The organism is Sphingomonas sp. P3_C5 (assembly GCF_056402635.1).
In genome coordinates, this window is the sequence record NZ_JBFUHA010000004.1 from 261,271 (window position 1) to 276,183 (window position 14,913).

Annotated in this window: 9 protein-coding genes; 4 read left to right on the forward strand and 5 right to left on the reverse strand. The window is 63.6% G+C overall.

The annotated features are described in order from the left end of the window. Positions 1-392: 392 nt before the first annotated feature. Entirely contained in the window at positions 393-1,370 is a 978-nt protein-coding gene (locus tag AC1DVS_RS12380) for a hypothetical protein (protein WP_478023390.1), read from the reverse strand. Positions 1,371-1,509: 139 nt separating this feature from the next. On the opposite strand from AC1DVS_RS12380, the gene AC1DVS_RS12385 reads away from it, so the two are divergent. Further along, entirely contained in the window at positions 1,510-2,715 is a 1,206-nt protein-coding gene (locus AC1DVS_RS12385) for a hypothetical protein (protein ID WP_478023392.1), read from the forward strand. 79 nt (positions 2,716-2,794) lie between these two features. Further along, positions 2,795-5,224: a hypothetical protein gene (locus AC1DVS_RS12390; protein WP_478023393.1), complete on the forward strand. Its 2,430-nt coding sequence runs from the start codon at positions 2,795-2,797 to the stop codon at positions 5,222-5,224. 182 nt (positions 5,225-5,406) lie between these two features. On the opposite strand, the gene AC1DVS_RS12395 is transcribed toward AC1DVS_RS12390, so the two are convergent. Beyond that, positions 5,407-8,565: a TonB-dependent receptor gene (locus AC1DVS_RS12395; RefSeq protein WP_478023395.1), complete on the reverse strand. Its 3,159-nt coding sequence runs from the start codon at positions 8,563-8,565 to the stop codon at positions 5,407-5,409. A gap of 348 nt (positions 8,566-8,913) precedes the next feature. Here AC1DVS_RS12395 and AC1DVS_RS12400 point away from each other — a divergent pair, with 348 nt between their 5' ends. After that, positions 8,914-9,972, forward strand: a complete 1,059-nt coding sequence (locus AC1DVS_RS12400; RefSeq protein WP_478023397.1) for a LacI family DNA-binding transcriptional regulator — start codon at positions 8,914-8,916, stop codon at positions 9,970-9,972. 229 nt (positions 9,973-10,201) lie between these two features. Continuing rightward, the gene (locus AC1DVS_RS12405; RefSeq protein ID WP_478023399.1) at positions 10,202-10,816 is read left to right on the forward strand and encodes an outer membrane protein; all 615 of its coding nucleotides are present in this window, start codon (positions 10,202-10,204) and stop codon (positions 10,814-10,816) included. Positions 10,817-10,901: 85 nt separating this feature from the next. On the opposite strand, the gene AC1DVS_RS12410 is transcribed toward AC1DVS_RS12405, so the two are convergent. From AC1DVS_RS12410 to AC1DVS_RS12420, 3 genes are all read right to left on the reverse strand, one after another. After that, complete coding sequence (locus AC1DVS_RS12410; protein ID WP_478023401.1) at positions 10,902-11,258, reverse strand: hypothetical protein; 357 nt, start codon at positions 11,256-11,258, stop codon at positions 10,902-10,904. Positions 11,259-11,383: 125 nt separating this feature from the next. Beyond that, positions 11,384-13,204 (reverse strand): hypothetical protein, encoded by a 1,821-nt coding sequence (locus AC1DVS_RS12415; RefSeq protein WP_478023403.1) that lies wholly within the window; start codon positions 13,202-13,204, stop codon positions 11,384-11,386. Continuing rightward, positions 13,201-14,907, reverse strand: a complete 1,707-nt coding sequence (locus tag AC1DVS_RS12420) for an Hsp70 family protein (protein ID WP_478023405.1) — start codon at positions 14,905-14,907, stop codon at positions 13,201-13,203. The genes AC1DVS_RS12415 and AC1DVS_RS12420 overlap by 4 nt, the downstream gene beginning before the upstream one ends. Positions 14,908-14,913: the final 6 nt, after the last annotated feature.

Genomic DNA, 14,913 nt, shown 5'->3' on the forward strand with positions numbered 1-14,913 from the left:
GGAGCGCAGCCCGACGCCGACCGCGCCACTGGCCTAGCTCGGCGGATGCGGGTACGAAGCCGTTGATACGTGTGCCGCTGTGCTCAAGGCTAGGACGCGTTCCGCGCGCATGATTGCGATGCAGCCCATTGGTACCAACAGCCCCCGATGCCCGGAGGCTTTCCGAACGCTTACTCCGCGTCCGCTATCGCAATATCATGAGCGAGAGCCGTCGGGCTGAAAACCACCACACTCGGGCGTTCAGCGAAATCACAATGGCGCCTGGAACCAGCCGCTCGATTCAGATGAACGCACGACCGCTTTTGAGCAGGAATATCGGGCGAATGGAGGCACGCACCGGTCTACACTAGCGCCGGCCGGCGACCCGCCGAGCCAGGCGTTGGCCGTGCGCGCTATTGGATATTTGTCTGCGCATATTGTGCGAGTTGGGTCCATTCGTTCGCCGCAATATCGAGGTGCAAATCCTGGATGACGCCAGCCGGATAGCTGCCCGCCGTGGTGACCTGTTGCGCCACATTCTGATACTGGTCGAGTATCGTCACAAGCGCGGCGACGAATTGCGATGTCGCGCTGTCGACTGCGCTGGTATCGTTGGCCAGTGTACCGAAGCTGGCCTGGATGATGGCGACCGACGTGTTGAACATCGCCTTTGCGACGTTGATCTGATTGTCAGCATCGCCCTGGCCACAGTCCATGCCGTTGACGAAATTATTCTGCGTGTTGGTCACCGAATCGTTCATTGACTGCTGCATGCTGGACAGGAACGGCGACAACTCACCCTCAATCGCCGACAGCTGATTGACGAATTGCGCCACGGCAGAGATCGCGCCGGCCATTTGGTTCTGGCCGTTGCTCAGTCCCGCGGTGATGTCGGCAAACGCCGCCTGCACGGTGGCGATCTGCGCCGCCGTTGCGACGCCGCCAGCCTGCATGATCGCCGCGTTGGTGGCGAGGATCGTCGACGCCTGGGCAGCGAAATCGGAGCTGAATTGCGGCAACGTGTTCTTCAGCCAGTCCCGCGCGGGCGCGAAGGCGCTGGTGAATGCACCGGCCGCGTCGCTGACCTGTTGGACGGACTGCTGCAACGGCGGGCGGATTCCCGAAAAATCAAGATTCCAGCTCCAGTGGTACGTCTTCACACAGATGCCGATAAAGCAATCATAGTCACATGACCCACCAAGGGAAAATGGACCAAGGTTAACCGTATTGATTGTTGTCGACGTTGTAGGGATATCACTCTGCAGCTGAGCTATAGATGCCAACGCATTCTGCGCGGGAGAGCGCAATATGGTGGCAACGACGGGCTCTACCTGCAATCGCGCGCGAAAAAGCTCGATCTCCGCCTGGTCAACCGTATTGGATACATCCACAGGCGAATCCTATATATGACAATGCCGCGACATTTAACTATCGCCTCACCGGAGTCGTAATTATTAGCTAGACGGACCGGTATTGTCACTTTAGCTTTCGGCAATCAACCCAGTTTTGCGATTCGAAAGAGAAGTAATTATGACCAATATGGATGTAATTAGTCCGTCGACACTCCAGCCGCCGCTTGCCGCCTTCTGCAACACGGCCACCACACCGACAACATTCTGCCTGATGACGCAGGATTGGCTCGATCTTCAGACTTATATCGTGCGTGGCCTGCAGTTGCCGATCACCACCGGCTCGTTCAGCGACAAATACGGCACCTTCGCTGACGCGGACGAGGTGGCGAAAGTGATCGCGGCGATGCAGACCGTGCAGGCGCTGTCGACTCAGTTCGGCGATCCAACCATCATAATGGCCGAGCTGGCGAGCAATCCGGCGCTCCTCGAAAGCACAACGCCGCCGGCCGATCTCTACACCCATATCGTGTGGACGGCGTACCAGATCTACAACGCGTCGCAGACCTTCACCCAGACGCTCGGCGCGTTCATGGAGCTGCTCAATCCCGCCAATTGCGGCACCAAGACTCAGTGCGGCCAGGTCCTGGCCGAGGTGCTGACCGGGCAGGGCGGCTTGCAGTCGACGGCAGTCAGCGCGCAGGCGACGGTCAACACGCTGATCGCGCACATGGCGACGTTCAACACCGCGATGACTCCGGCCAATACCGAGATTCAGCAATATACCGCCAGCTCAAGCCAGTTCTACCAGGACGCCGTCGCCGCCGCCGGGCAGGATGCCAAGGACGTCATCTCGTTCCAGCAGGACGCCGATGCCGCCTATACAGCATGGAAGAACTATACGATCGAGGCGGTGACCGTCTCGGTCGGGCTGGTGATCATCTCTGGCGGCCTATTGTGGCCGGCAGCGGCGGTGGCGGCCGGCGTGCTCGGCCATGACGCGGTCGAGGCACGCGACAATTACAACAAATATTGCGGCGAGCGCGACGCGGCATCGGCCGACGAGAAGCTGAAACAGCAGCTGATCACTGATCTTGGCGGTCTCAACACCGCGGTCGGCAATGTCGCCACCGCCGCGACGAATTTCATCGATATGCTGGCGAAAGTCACCGCCGCATGGGTCACGATCGGCTCCGACCTCGAATTTATCGTAGCCACTTACACGCCCGAGCAACTGGCGAATTATTCCTGGGTCAACCAGGCGCTGAAGTGCGAGCAGGCGACGCAGGATTGGGCGACGATCGGCACCGCCGCCCTGGGCTATACCTCGACCTCGCTGGTGCCGTTCACCAGCCTGGCCTTTGGCACGCCAATCCCGACGAACTGACCACAATAAGGATCCCCGGTCCGGCTGCGCGGCGCCGGACCGGGGAAAGATCGTGTCCGCGCGCAATGGGAGAGATGCGATGGTCGACTGGCCCAGTCTCAATGCGCAGGCGGCGCCTTTCACCAGCCTGACCGACGGAGTCGACCCGGTCACCGGGCAGGCGACGATCGTGTTTTCAGGCTTGCAGGTCGCGCTGTCGGCGGTGCTTGCCGCCGCCGGGGGCCGCGAGGATTTCAGCATCACCATCTATGCCGACACCCTGACCGTCGACGTGCCGCTGGTGACGACGCAAGGGCTGATCATCGTCGCGCGCAGTCTTGATCTGTCCCCGCTCGGCACGGCGCCGCTCGGCGTCGCGCCTCCGGCCGGGCAGCAGGGCGCGGTGGAGCTGCTGATCGGATCGTCGGTGACCCCCGCGCCGCGCATCGCGCAGGTGCCGGCATGGAAGGACCAGCAGCCACAGGCGATCCCGCTCGGCCTTTCGCCGCTACAGGCTCTGGCGTTCACGATCACGCCGACCAGCGGGGCTACGCCGCTGGTCACGAGCGCGCCGTTGTTTGCGCAGGATCTGGTTGCGCTGCCCTGGGCGCTGGCAAGCCTGCAATCGAGCTACGCCGCCGCAGTCGCGCTGATGGACTCGACCGCCCTTGCCGATCGCGCGCTGGCGCAGGCAATGTTCAGCTGGATCGTCGGGTGCGTCGGCGTGATGGGCCTGGACGGCGCGACCATTTCGAGCGATTTCCTGGAGCTCTACAATCAGGCTGGCGCGCTGCTCGTCACGCTCAACGTCGCGCCGGGCGGCTTCTTCGTGCCGGTGCTGTCAAGCGCGATGTATGAAGGGCAGATTCAGGGCCTGATCGCCGCGCTGGCCAATTACGAGGCCGGGCTCAACACACTGGCTGTCGAAAGCGATATCGCGGCCGCCATCGCCTCGGTAAGCGGCACGCTGGCGGCGACCTCAGGCGACGAGATCGCGCCGCTCCAACTGCAGCTGAGCAATTTGCAGGGTAATGTCGCGACACTGTACAAGAACATCATCGCGCTACGATCGGCGTTCGTGCTGCAGGCCGATCAGGCCAATACCGATTATCAGTCGCTCGCCGCCGCTGTCTCGCTGATGGAGCTGGCCGATTTTCTCCAGGATACGATCAGCACGGTGATGTCGGTGATTTCGCTCGGTGTCGCGGTGGCGAAGGGGAGCGAGGGCGATGTCGGATCGGTCAAGGACGGTATGGATGCGCTGGCCGGTGGGGTGACGTCCGCTCTCGCCGTGATCAATGATCTGGCGATGACCCCGCCGGGCGGCGCGTCACTGGTGCAGCAGGCCCAGCAGTTGATGCAGATGCAGCTCGCGCTGATGACCGCGTTCGAGGCGGCCACGATCCTGTGGGCACAATCGCAGGACGGTGCCGGCGGCGATCCGCTGCCGCCCTCGCTCGCTGTTGTGGCGATCGATCCCGGCCTGGCCTGGGACAATTATGTCATCTCGGCGAATGCCGTTCTGACCTCGGTCAAGGAATCGATCGGCAGCGGCAGCAATGCCGGCGCGGCGCAGGACGCAGCCAATGTCTACGCCGCCAGCCTGCAGATCCTGGCGGGTTACGGCAAGGCGATCGACGGGAAGTTCGCCGCCTATTCGAGCCAGATGGCGCAGACGACGGTGGTGAAGGCGCAAATCGCCGCGGCGCAGAACGTCGTCGCGCTGTGGCAGGCTGAGGAAGCGCAGGCGACCAGTGACGAGCAGAAGCTCGCGATTCTGCGGACGATCCTTCAGGCGCGCGCCGATGCGTTGAAGCGCTCTATCTATGTCGCCTGGACCTATTACCGGGCGTCGTATTTCTATGTGAACCTGATCGATCCGCCGGTGGCGATCACACTGAGCATGACATCGGCGCAGATGCAGGATGCCTTTGCGAGCGTTGCGATCTGGGTGGCGCAGTTGCTGGGCACGGCGGGTGATGGCCAGCACGTCATACTGCCCAATACCAATGTCGACATCTCCTTCGACTTCCTGATCCGCCGTCCAGGCGACACGACGACGCTGGTGCCGTCGGGCAGCGATGTGGCGCTGCTGACTCCGGCGACCGATAGCAGCGACGCGATGCTGACCTGGAGCATCCCCATCGGCGATGCACAGCTCGCCGGCGTGCTACCGAACAGTGGCGATGTCGCGATCTGGATTACCGATATTGGATTCACCATTGATGGCGTGGTGGCGAATGAGAAGGGCAATGTCATCGCCTCGGTGGCAACGTCTGGCACGTATCAGAACGGCTTTGGCCCAGGCGCAGCCTATAGCTTCTTCAGCACACCGCTGATCGGCGAATACGGCTATCATTTTGCCACCGGCAAAACCTATATTCCGTGGCAAATCCCGACTGCGGTTTATATGACGCCGACGCCCTATACCCAGTGGACGATGCTGTTTGACCAAGATGGCGGCGACCCTAGCGCGGCAACGGTACTGCACATGTCGCTGACAGTGGCCTACGTCGCCCAATCCGACTGAGCCGGTATCTGGATTTGGAATCCGGAATTCCGATGGGAAGTCCGGTGACACTCCACTTAATGCTGTTCCGTCAACGGCTTGCAGAGGTGGGAAAGCACCCCAGGCCTCAGCGGCTCGCCAAAAAAAAAAGGGCCGGCCAATGGCCGACCCCTTGAGACACCGCATGCGATTGCGGATGAGGATCAGAACCGGCCGCGCAAGCCCACCATGATCTGACGGCCGGGATTGAAGTTCGAGAAGGTCGCGTTCGGGAACTGGAAGTAGCTGATCTGGCGCGCCTTGAAGATGTTCTGAACGTCCAGCGTCAGTTGCGGCAGATGCTGCGAGTCGAAGATCTTCGCCAGATCGAGCGACCCGCCGAAATCCCATTGCTGGTAATTCGCGTTGTACAGCGCCGCGTTCGGGATGCCGTTCTGGTTGAGCCCGGACGCCACATTGCCCTTGGTGAAGGTCGTCGACAGGCGCGCGGACACGCCGCCGCGCTCATAATAAGCGGTCAGGTTATAGGTCACCGGCGCGACACCGGTGGCCACGGCGGGCGCCGCACCAGAACCGGTCTGGCTGATCAGCGTGATGTTCGCGGTGAAGCCGAAGCCGTTGAGCCCGAGATAACGGCCAAGCAGGAAATCGAGCGGCTGCACCCAATTGCCCTCGAGCCCGTTGACGATCAGCGTGCCGCTGGCATTGACCTGTTGAGTCAGCACCACGGTCGCCGTGTTCGGGCCGCCGCGCGAGTCGATTGCGGCCTGCTGGGTTGGCGAGAGGTTGCCGTAGGTCACGCCGTAAGCGGCGAGGGCAGAGAAGGGCTGGGTGACGCTGCCGTTCACGGTGAAGCCGGTGACCGCCTTGCGGAAGGCCGCAATGCCGACATAGCCTTCGTGCCCGGTATAATATTCAGCGCCGAAATCGAAATTGGTCGAGAGGAAGGGGGCAAGCGACGGGTTGCCGACGCTGCCCACATCAGCCGACGGGCTCGAGAAGTTGAGGCCCGGCAGCATTGAGGAGGGGTTCGGGCGGGTCATGGTGCGCGACACCGCCGCCCGCAGCACCGTATTGCTGCCGATATGGAAGGCGGCCGAGGCGGAAGGCAGCCAGTTGCTGTACTTCGACTGGGTATAAACGAAGTTCAGGATGTTGGGATAGCAGGAGCCGTCCCGCAGATTGGCGCCGCCGCCGGGGCAGGCGGCCGGCAGCGGCCCGGCCCCGTCCGGATCCTGCGCATTGCGCGGATCCGTGAGCGAGACATAGCCGCCGATCTGCTGGTCGGTATGGACCCAGCGCAGGCCGGCGTTGAAGGTGAGCCGGTTGTCGCCGACCGGCACATCGCCATTCACCTCGCCATAGAAGCCGAGCGTCTTCTCCTCGACAAAGCCGCCCGAAGCGCCTGTGTTCGACCCGGTCGATGGCGGCGATGCCGCGTGGAAGGCGTCATAGTGGGACGCCTGTTTGAACTTGTCCCAGTCTACCGTGATGAAGCCGAGCGGGCCGGGCTGCAGATAGGACCCCAGCGCGCTGGCCGGGATCAGCGAGCCGCCATAGGTCAGCGGTTGCGATCCGGCGGAGAAGCCGGTGCCGAGCGCCGGATAGGTCGGGTAGCCGGCGCCGGGCGTCGGTGTGTTCAGGCCCTGGCAGGGCGGCTGGGTGTTCGGGCCGGGCAGGAAGATGCTCGGATTGTCGCCGCATACCGCGTTCTGCCACGCCTGGCTGTTGTCGGTCGCGGTGATCGAGCGGGAGACATCGTCCCAGGCGGCGCCGACCCTGAGGTTCAGCTTCTCGCCACCCCATTGCAGGTCGCCTCGAACGCCCTTGGTCTTGGTGGTGCGATATTCGTCCTGGATGTTCACGCGCGCGCCCGGCCAGCCGAAGCTGGCGGGGTTGTTCAGATCGACATTGGTCGCGATCTTGGGAATGCCGCCGGCGCTATTGTCGAAATTGACGGTGACGCCGGAGCTGGCCGGCGTGATGACGAGGACGCTCGGTACCTCGCGGTGGAACTTGCTCTGGGTATAGTTCGCGTTGACGTTCAGCTTCAGCTCGTCGGCAACCTTCCATTCGAAGCCGGGATTCACGCCCCAATAGGTGGTGTGTTCGATGAACGGCCGATATTCGAGGAAGAACTGAGCGTTGTAATAGGTGCCCTTGGTGACCGTGCAGCCATTGCTGCAATCGCTTTTGTCATATTGCGTGTTGATCGGAATGATCGCGCCGTTGCGGCCGACCCAGTTCATGTCGATACGCCGGAGATCGTTCGACTTCTTCGAATACATGCCGTCGACATAGGCGTGGAAGTTGTCGCCCTTGTATTCGAGGCTGCCGATCAGGCTGATCCGGTCCTTGGTGCCATATTCAGTGACCGGACGGCCGAGGCGCGGGAGCAGGCCATTGTCGATCTGGCCGATATTGGCGCCCGGATTGTGGGCGAGCAAAAAGGCGTTGTCGATCACCGTACCGGTCGCGACGCCTGGAATGCCGGCATTGGCGGGCACGGTGGAGGGGATGGTGAAGTTGCCGCCGCCGGTCGCGTTCGCGCCGGTCGCCGCGCCGAACTGGGCGGCACTCAGATTGGCGTTCGTCAGCCCCACGGTTTCATAGCCGTTGACATTGACCTGGTTGCGCACCCCGGCAAAGCCGACCAGCGCGCCGAAATTGCCCGACGTCATGCTGGCGAGCACCGAGCCGCGATAGCCCCATTTGCCGGCATTGCTGATATTGGTCATCTGGCCCGACCAGGTGACGTGCGTGCCCGGCTTGTCGAACGGCCGCGCGCTGCGCAGATTCACCGTGCCGGCGACGCCGCCTTCGAGCGTGTCGGGCACCGCGCTCTTGTTCACCGTCAGGCTGGTGAAGAGCTCGGTCGGGAACACGTCGAGATCGACTTCGCGGTTGGTGCTTTGCGCACCGTCGCGGCCGGTCGAGGCAACGGCGATCGGCGCGTTGTTGAGCAGCACGCGGGTGAAGTTGGTGCCGAGGCCGCGGATCGCGATCTGCTGGCCCTCACCGGTGATGTCGCGGCTGATCGTCACGCCGGGAACGCGGTTCAGCGATTCAGCGATGTTGGTGTCGGGGAATTTGCCGATGTCCTCGGCATAGATCGAATCCGAAAAGCCGGTCGAATTCTTCTTCGCCTGAGTCGAGCTGTTGAGGCTGGCGCGGTAGCCGGTGACGATGATGTCATCCCCGGCATCGAGCCCCTGGTTCGTTGCGGCCTGGTCCTGCGCTGCTGCCGGCGCTCCGGACGCCGGCGTCGACTGCGCCATTGCCGGGGTAGCGAACGTCATGGCGGACAATGAGGCCGCCGCGAGCAACGCGGCGCGAACGGAATTGCTGCGGTCGTAAGACATCTTGTTTCCCCTCCCATCAGGGCCTCCGCTTATCGTTCGGATGGCCGGTCGAGCGCTCCTTATGGTAGCGCTACCAAAGGATGTTATTGTGGTGTCCGATTAATGTCAAGCGTTAGTGGGAGGTCCCAGGGCGAGGCTGTTCGGTGCCATCCGGGTGAAATGGTATTGAGATTCAGATGCGTTCTGCCCTGGCGCCGGGCCGGTTTTCCGTTCCGGCTTTCAGATCGGCGGCGCGCCACTGGGTCCCGGCCATAGCCGCGACGAGGTTGTGCTCAATATGGTTTGCGTCCACCTAGCCGCAGTGAGACTGAAAGGGTCGTACCTGGTGCAGTGTTCAAGGTCCCCGATATGGTGAGAGCGCCCCGCCAGCCGCGCGGTGGACCGACTCTCCAGGATGTGGCGGACCATGCACAGGTGTCCGTCATGACTGTGTCGCGTACGATCAAGGGCGACGGGAAGGTCTCGCGCGCGACCAGGCAAAAGGTCGAGCGTGCGATGGCGGCGCTCAAATATTCGCGGCGCACCGTGCGGCGCAGGTTTCCGCCGGGCGAGGAGATCCGCGTCGTCCTGCTCTACAGCCAGCCGAGATCGTCGCATTTGTCGGGCTTCCTCATCAACAGCCTGCTCGAGGCCCGTCGTCACCATGTCCATCTCGATTTCCAGGCTTTCGAGGATGCGGTCGCGGTCGAGGAATTCGTCGAAGACCTGGTCGACACGGACACCGACGGGGTGATTCTTCTCCCGCCACTATGCGACTCTCCGGAGATGCTCGGTGCTCTCGCCGCGGCGGAGATCCAGGTGGTTGCCGTCGCGACCGGCCGTACCGAGCGCGAGACGTCCAGCGTCACCATCGACGACCTGCAGGCCGCGCGTGAGATGACCCGGCATCTGATTGCGCTGGGGCATGGCCGCATCGCCTTCATCCTCGGCGATCCGCGCCACCGCGCCACCGGGCGGCGACTGGAGGGGTATCTGCTCGCACTGGCTGAAGCCGGGATCGAACGGGATGACGATCTGATCGCGCAGGGGCTGTTCACCTATCGATCGGGACTCGATGCAGCTGAGCGAATCCTGAGCCAGAGCCGGCCGCCCACGGCCATTTTCGCGAGCAATGACGATATGGCGGCGGCGGCGGTCGCGGTCGCGCATCAGCACCGCCTCGATGTACCCGGTGATCTCTCGGTATGCGGGTTCGACGATGCCCCGCTGGCGACCACCATCTGGCCGGAACTGACGACCGTGCGCCAGCCGATGGACGACATGTCGCGCGCCTCGCTCGAGCTTCTGGTCGGCGAGATCATGGCCGGCCGGCAGATGGCCGGGCCACCAAAGCAGCTCGTCCTGGACCATGTAATCGTTCGCCGGCAGTCCGATTCAGCGCCTCGCTGGAGCGCCCGGAATCGGTGATGGGGAGATGCGGCAAGACTGCCGGCTTCGCTGATCATCGGGCTCTGCCAGTGGGGGCTCGCACCCGGGATTAGCGAGCTGCAACAGTGTTGCTGCGCTGCAACACAAACGCACAAATCATTGCGCTGCAATCACATATCAGAAAAGTTCAGATTGTTACGCCAGCGTTTCCCTGTAGAGGGCACCTCCCGCCGCCGATGGAAGCGGCCTGTTTCGTGAGGAAATTACCGTGAATACCAAGCTTCTTTTCGCCTCGGTCGCAGCTCTTGTGATCGCAACCCCTGCGATGGCGCAGGACGATTCGTCGGGCTTCAAGGGCGGCGCCCGCATCGAAGCACGCGCCGGCGTTGATGACGTCGTGCTGAAGGCCGGTGGCGGCAGCGACTCGAAGGTCGGCTTCGTCTATGGCACCGAGCTCGGCTACGACTATGCAACGAAGTCCGGTTTCGTGATCGGCGCCTATGCCGGCATCGAAGGCGCGACGACCAAGGATTGCGTCACGGGCGGCACCCAGACTGCCTGCCTCAAGGCCGGCCGCAACATCACCGTTGGCGTCCGCGCTGGTGGTATCGTTGCCGGTGGTCTGCTCTACGCCAAGGGTGGCTACACCAATGGCCGCGTGACCGCGTCCCTCGTCGACACCGCGACGTCAGCGAACAACTTCTCCGTCAGCGACAATGCTGACGGCTATCATCTCGGCGCCGGCTACGAGTTCACCGTCTCGGAGCACACCTACGCCAAGGTCGAGTATGTCTACACGCATTACAGCATCGACGGTGGGGTCGGTTCGACCACCGGCCTGGAGCGTCACCAGGGCCTGGTTGGCTTCGGTTACCGCTTCTGATCGAGCGATCGACGACAAGAGAGAGGGGCGGCAGCGATGCCGCCCCTTTTTTTTGTGTGACAGGTGGGCTTCCTTGCCCAGTGGTTCAGCGCCTTACGCGCTGCCCGACAAGAGAGCTTGAAGCGGCGGGCTGGCCGCTCGAGGCCATTCGCGGGTGAAACTCCCGCTGCTTCGGCGCCGATGCCGAGGTGTCGGTCTTGCTCTTCTCGAGGCGATAGGACCACCAGCGGAGCGCCATGCCCGCCATCGAGGCGAGCATTCCGCCGGCGAGGCAGAGCATCAGCAGCGGATTGGTCGACGCGTTCTTCCATGCCGGGATGCCGAGCATGATGACGCTCAGGGTGGAAACCAGATAGCCGCTTGTCTTGATGGTATAGGGTTCTCCCATGGTGTGGTGCTCCTGATCGCGGCTGGCCGTCGCGACTTCCATAAGAACCGCCATGCCCGCATCTCGTTCCGGGGTCGGATTAAAACTAAAGTAAATCAGTATTTTGGGGCGTAAGGCCGGTTGAGAGGTGGCGCGGCGGGTTGTTCAGCGCTGGCCGGGCGAGAGCCTCTCCGAAACGATCACATCTCCCGCAGCAGATTGAGCCCGGCCTTTGGTGGCAGGGCCAGCGCAGCCTCCAGCAGGGCGATGCGGCCCCGGCAATGGGTCTGAGACGGGGCTCCCGCGCGCAAGCTCCCGAGAAATTGCGCGCGCGACATGCCGCTGCGCTTTTCAGCATCCTCAATCACTTCGCCCGGGATCATGTAGGTGGCAGGGGCGGGTTTGCGCAGCGGGTCGCCATTGGCCTCCAATAATGTCCGGGCGACCAGCGCGTTGCGCCTTTGCATGAACGGCACCGACCACGGAATGGGCAGTCCTTCGTGCAAATACCGGGCGCAGACGCCGCCGCCGGCCTTCAGCGCGACTCTGGCCTCGTCAAGGTCAAGCTTCCGCGCCTCCGCGATCAGCCCATAATTTGCGCGCTCCAAACCGCGATTATAGCGATCGAGCAACAGGGTGCTCGTCTCCCTGACGAACGCCCTGTGGGCCTCGCCGAATTCACCGGCCAGCCGCCAGTTGGTCGCGAGCATTCCGGCAAGCACCGGGTTCTTTTCCTTCAAGGTATCGACCGTGAGCGCGTCGCCGGCGACAATGCGCAGGGCTGCGGCGATGTCATCATCGGGATTGATCAGGCCGCCGAGCCGTGGGGGCGGCGGGACACTGATCGGTCCACTCATGGTCGGCCCGCTCATGGTCAGCCCGCTAAAGGCCGGGGGATCGAGAGGAGATGGCGTGGGCGTGCTGCTGCACCGGCTCAACTGACCGACGAGGATGAATAATATCCAGGCAACGCCGAACCAGGCGTTCATGCCACCGCGGCTCGATACGGGCGGCGGGCTTTCCCACAGCGACACGCGGTACCAGTCAAACTCCTGTTCGAGTGCGGGATGGTCGCGACGCACCGTCAGGAGCAACTCGTGGATCTTCTTTTTATCGACATGGCCGCGACGGCTGAGCTCATCTGCCGGCCTGATCAGCTCCCGCCAGGCCCGGTGAAGCGGATGATCGGGCCGCTGAACCGCGGCGTGGAAGGCAAGCATGTCGTAACGGGCGACGACCGCGGCCGCCTCCGCCGGCTGATCGAACCGGCCGCGATCCGCGAGCCAGCCGAACTGTTCGAGCACGAGGTGCATGATCGGATCGGATCGCGGCGCGGAAGCGGAGACGATGCGCGCGAACCATCGCTCCGCCTCGGCATAAAAGGCGATTTCGACCATTTGCGGATCGTGCAGCAATGCTTCGGCGTGCGTTACGAGTTCGCGCCTGACGGTCTCGTCCGTCAGGGGTTCGAACCGCCCCTCCTCGCCGAACAATAGCCCCAGCAGGCCCCGGTAATGGGCATCGCGTGCCTGGGATGCGACCAGCGGCCGGCTTTCGAGCGTCGACGATATCGGGGCAGTGCCCAGCACAGGTGGAACCAGCGCGCCGCGCGCGCTCTGCAGCGGGATAAGGTGTTCCTCGCCACCGATAGGGTCGGGCGGCGCGACGTTACGGAAATTGCCGTCGGTCTCGGGCGGCGCACTCGCACTCAGATCGCCCGCTGGGGTCCCCTCGGGGAGGGTCGGCACGGCGAGGGTGAAGACCTGCTCTCCCGACGAGATGAGGAGATCGGGCGATGGAGCCGGCGCGTCGTCAGCCAACGCATCGTCAACCAGCGCGTCGTCCTTGCGCCGGGCATAGGCCAGTGCCTGCTCTCGCGCCGTGCGCAATGCCTCGAAGGCGGCGGGGTCAGCATCGGGATCGATGCGTTTCAGGGCGGCGGCATAGGCCGAACGAATCGCCGTAACCTCTTTGGTCGGATCGATGCCGAGCCGCCGCCATGCGGAATAGGGTGCACTCACAGGTAGCGCTCGCCCTCGAGTTCGTTCAGCGCCGCGGTCAGCTCCTCGCGCGCCCGGTTGATCGCGTGCGGTTCCTGCCGATCCAGCGCTCCTTCGAAGGCGATGATCCAGTGGCCGATCTGGTCGCGTCGGTCGCCGATAAAGCTCTCATAGCAGCGTGCTGCGCGCGCCATCACCGCCATATTGGCGCTGTCCTCGCGGGGATGCCGCTTGAGGTCGGCCAGCACCGCACGGCGCTCCGCAATCTGCGGCTGGTCCGGAGCGTCGTCATCATCGAACAACACCAGGTTGCGTTCCAGGCCGGAGGCGGGGACACGCACATCGACCTCGAGCAGGCCGCTGGTGTCATAGCTGAACCGGCATTCGACATGCACCTGCCCGGCCGGCGCATTCGGCACCGGCACGCGCAGGGAGCCGAGCTTCACATTGCCCCGCACCTCATGCGCCTCACCCTGATAGACGCCGAACTCCACCACCTTCTGATAATCCGTGACGGTGGTGTAATAGTTGACCCGGCTCGCCGGGATCGGCGTGTTGCGTTCGATGATCGGCGAGAAGATCCCGGTGCGACGCACGCCCCGGGCATCCATCACGCTGTGATCGACGCCGAGCGTGAAGGGGCAGACATCGGTCAGGCGGATCTCGTCGAGCGCGGCATCGCGCGCCTTCAGGCCGGCCTGCACCGCCGCACCCAGCGCAACCGCGTGATCGGGATGGACGGCCGCATCGGGGAAGCGGCTGAACATGCGCGTAATCGTGCGGCGTACGATCGGCATGCGCGTGCCACCCCCGACCAGCACGACCGAGCTGAGCGATTCCACCCTGATGTCGCTGTCGCGGAGCGACCGCAGCACCGGATCGCGCAGCCGGGAGAGCAGGGGCGCGGCCTGGGCCTCGAACTCGCTGGCGCTGACGATGGTCTTGAATTGCTGGCCGTCCCAGGTGACGGTGAAGGGGGCGGAATCGGCCTCGCTCAGGGCACGGCGGCAGCGCTCCGCGGCGGCGCGCAACAACTCGCGCAAGCTGAGCGCATCGGCCTTGGCCAGCCGGTTCTCCGGATCGATACGCGGCCGGGCGATCTCGACGATGGCCTCGTTGAAGTCCTCGCCGCCCAGGCGGTTGTCGCCGGCCGAGGCGCGCACCTCGATTACGCCGTCGAACATCTCGACGATCGAGACGTCGAACGTGCCGCCGCCGAGATCGAAGACGAGGAACGGCTCGCGTTCCTCGCGGGTCTGGATGCCATAGGCGAGGGCTGCGGCGGTCGGTTCATTCACCAGTCGCTCGACCGTCAGGCCTGCCAATTCCCCGGCACGGCGGGTCGCCTTGCGCTGGCGGTCATTGAAATAGGCCGGCACCGTGATGATCGCGCCGGTAACGGGCTCGCCGAGGAACGCCTCGGCATCGGCCTTCAGGCTGGCCAGGATCAGCGCGGACAGATCCTCCGCGCCAAAGGTTCGTTTGCCGAGCGTGATCGTCTGTTTCGTGCCCATCCAGCGCTTGAAGGCGCTTGCGGTGAGCTTCGGGTGAGTCGATTGCCGATCGCGTGCGGCCAGGCCGACGATAAGGTCTCCATTGTCGCCGATGCTGACCGCCGAGGGCGTGAGCAGATCGCCGAGCGCATTGGGGATCAGCTCCGCTTTTCCGTCGCGCCAGATGCCGACGGCGCTGTTGGTCGTCCCCAGATCAATACCGACAATCATGCTTGG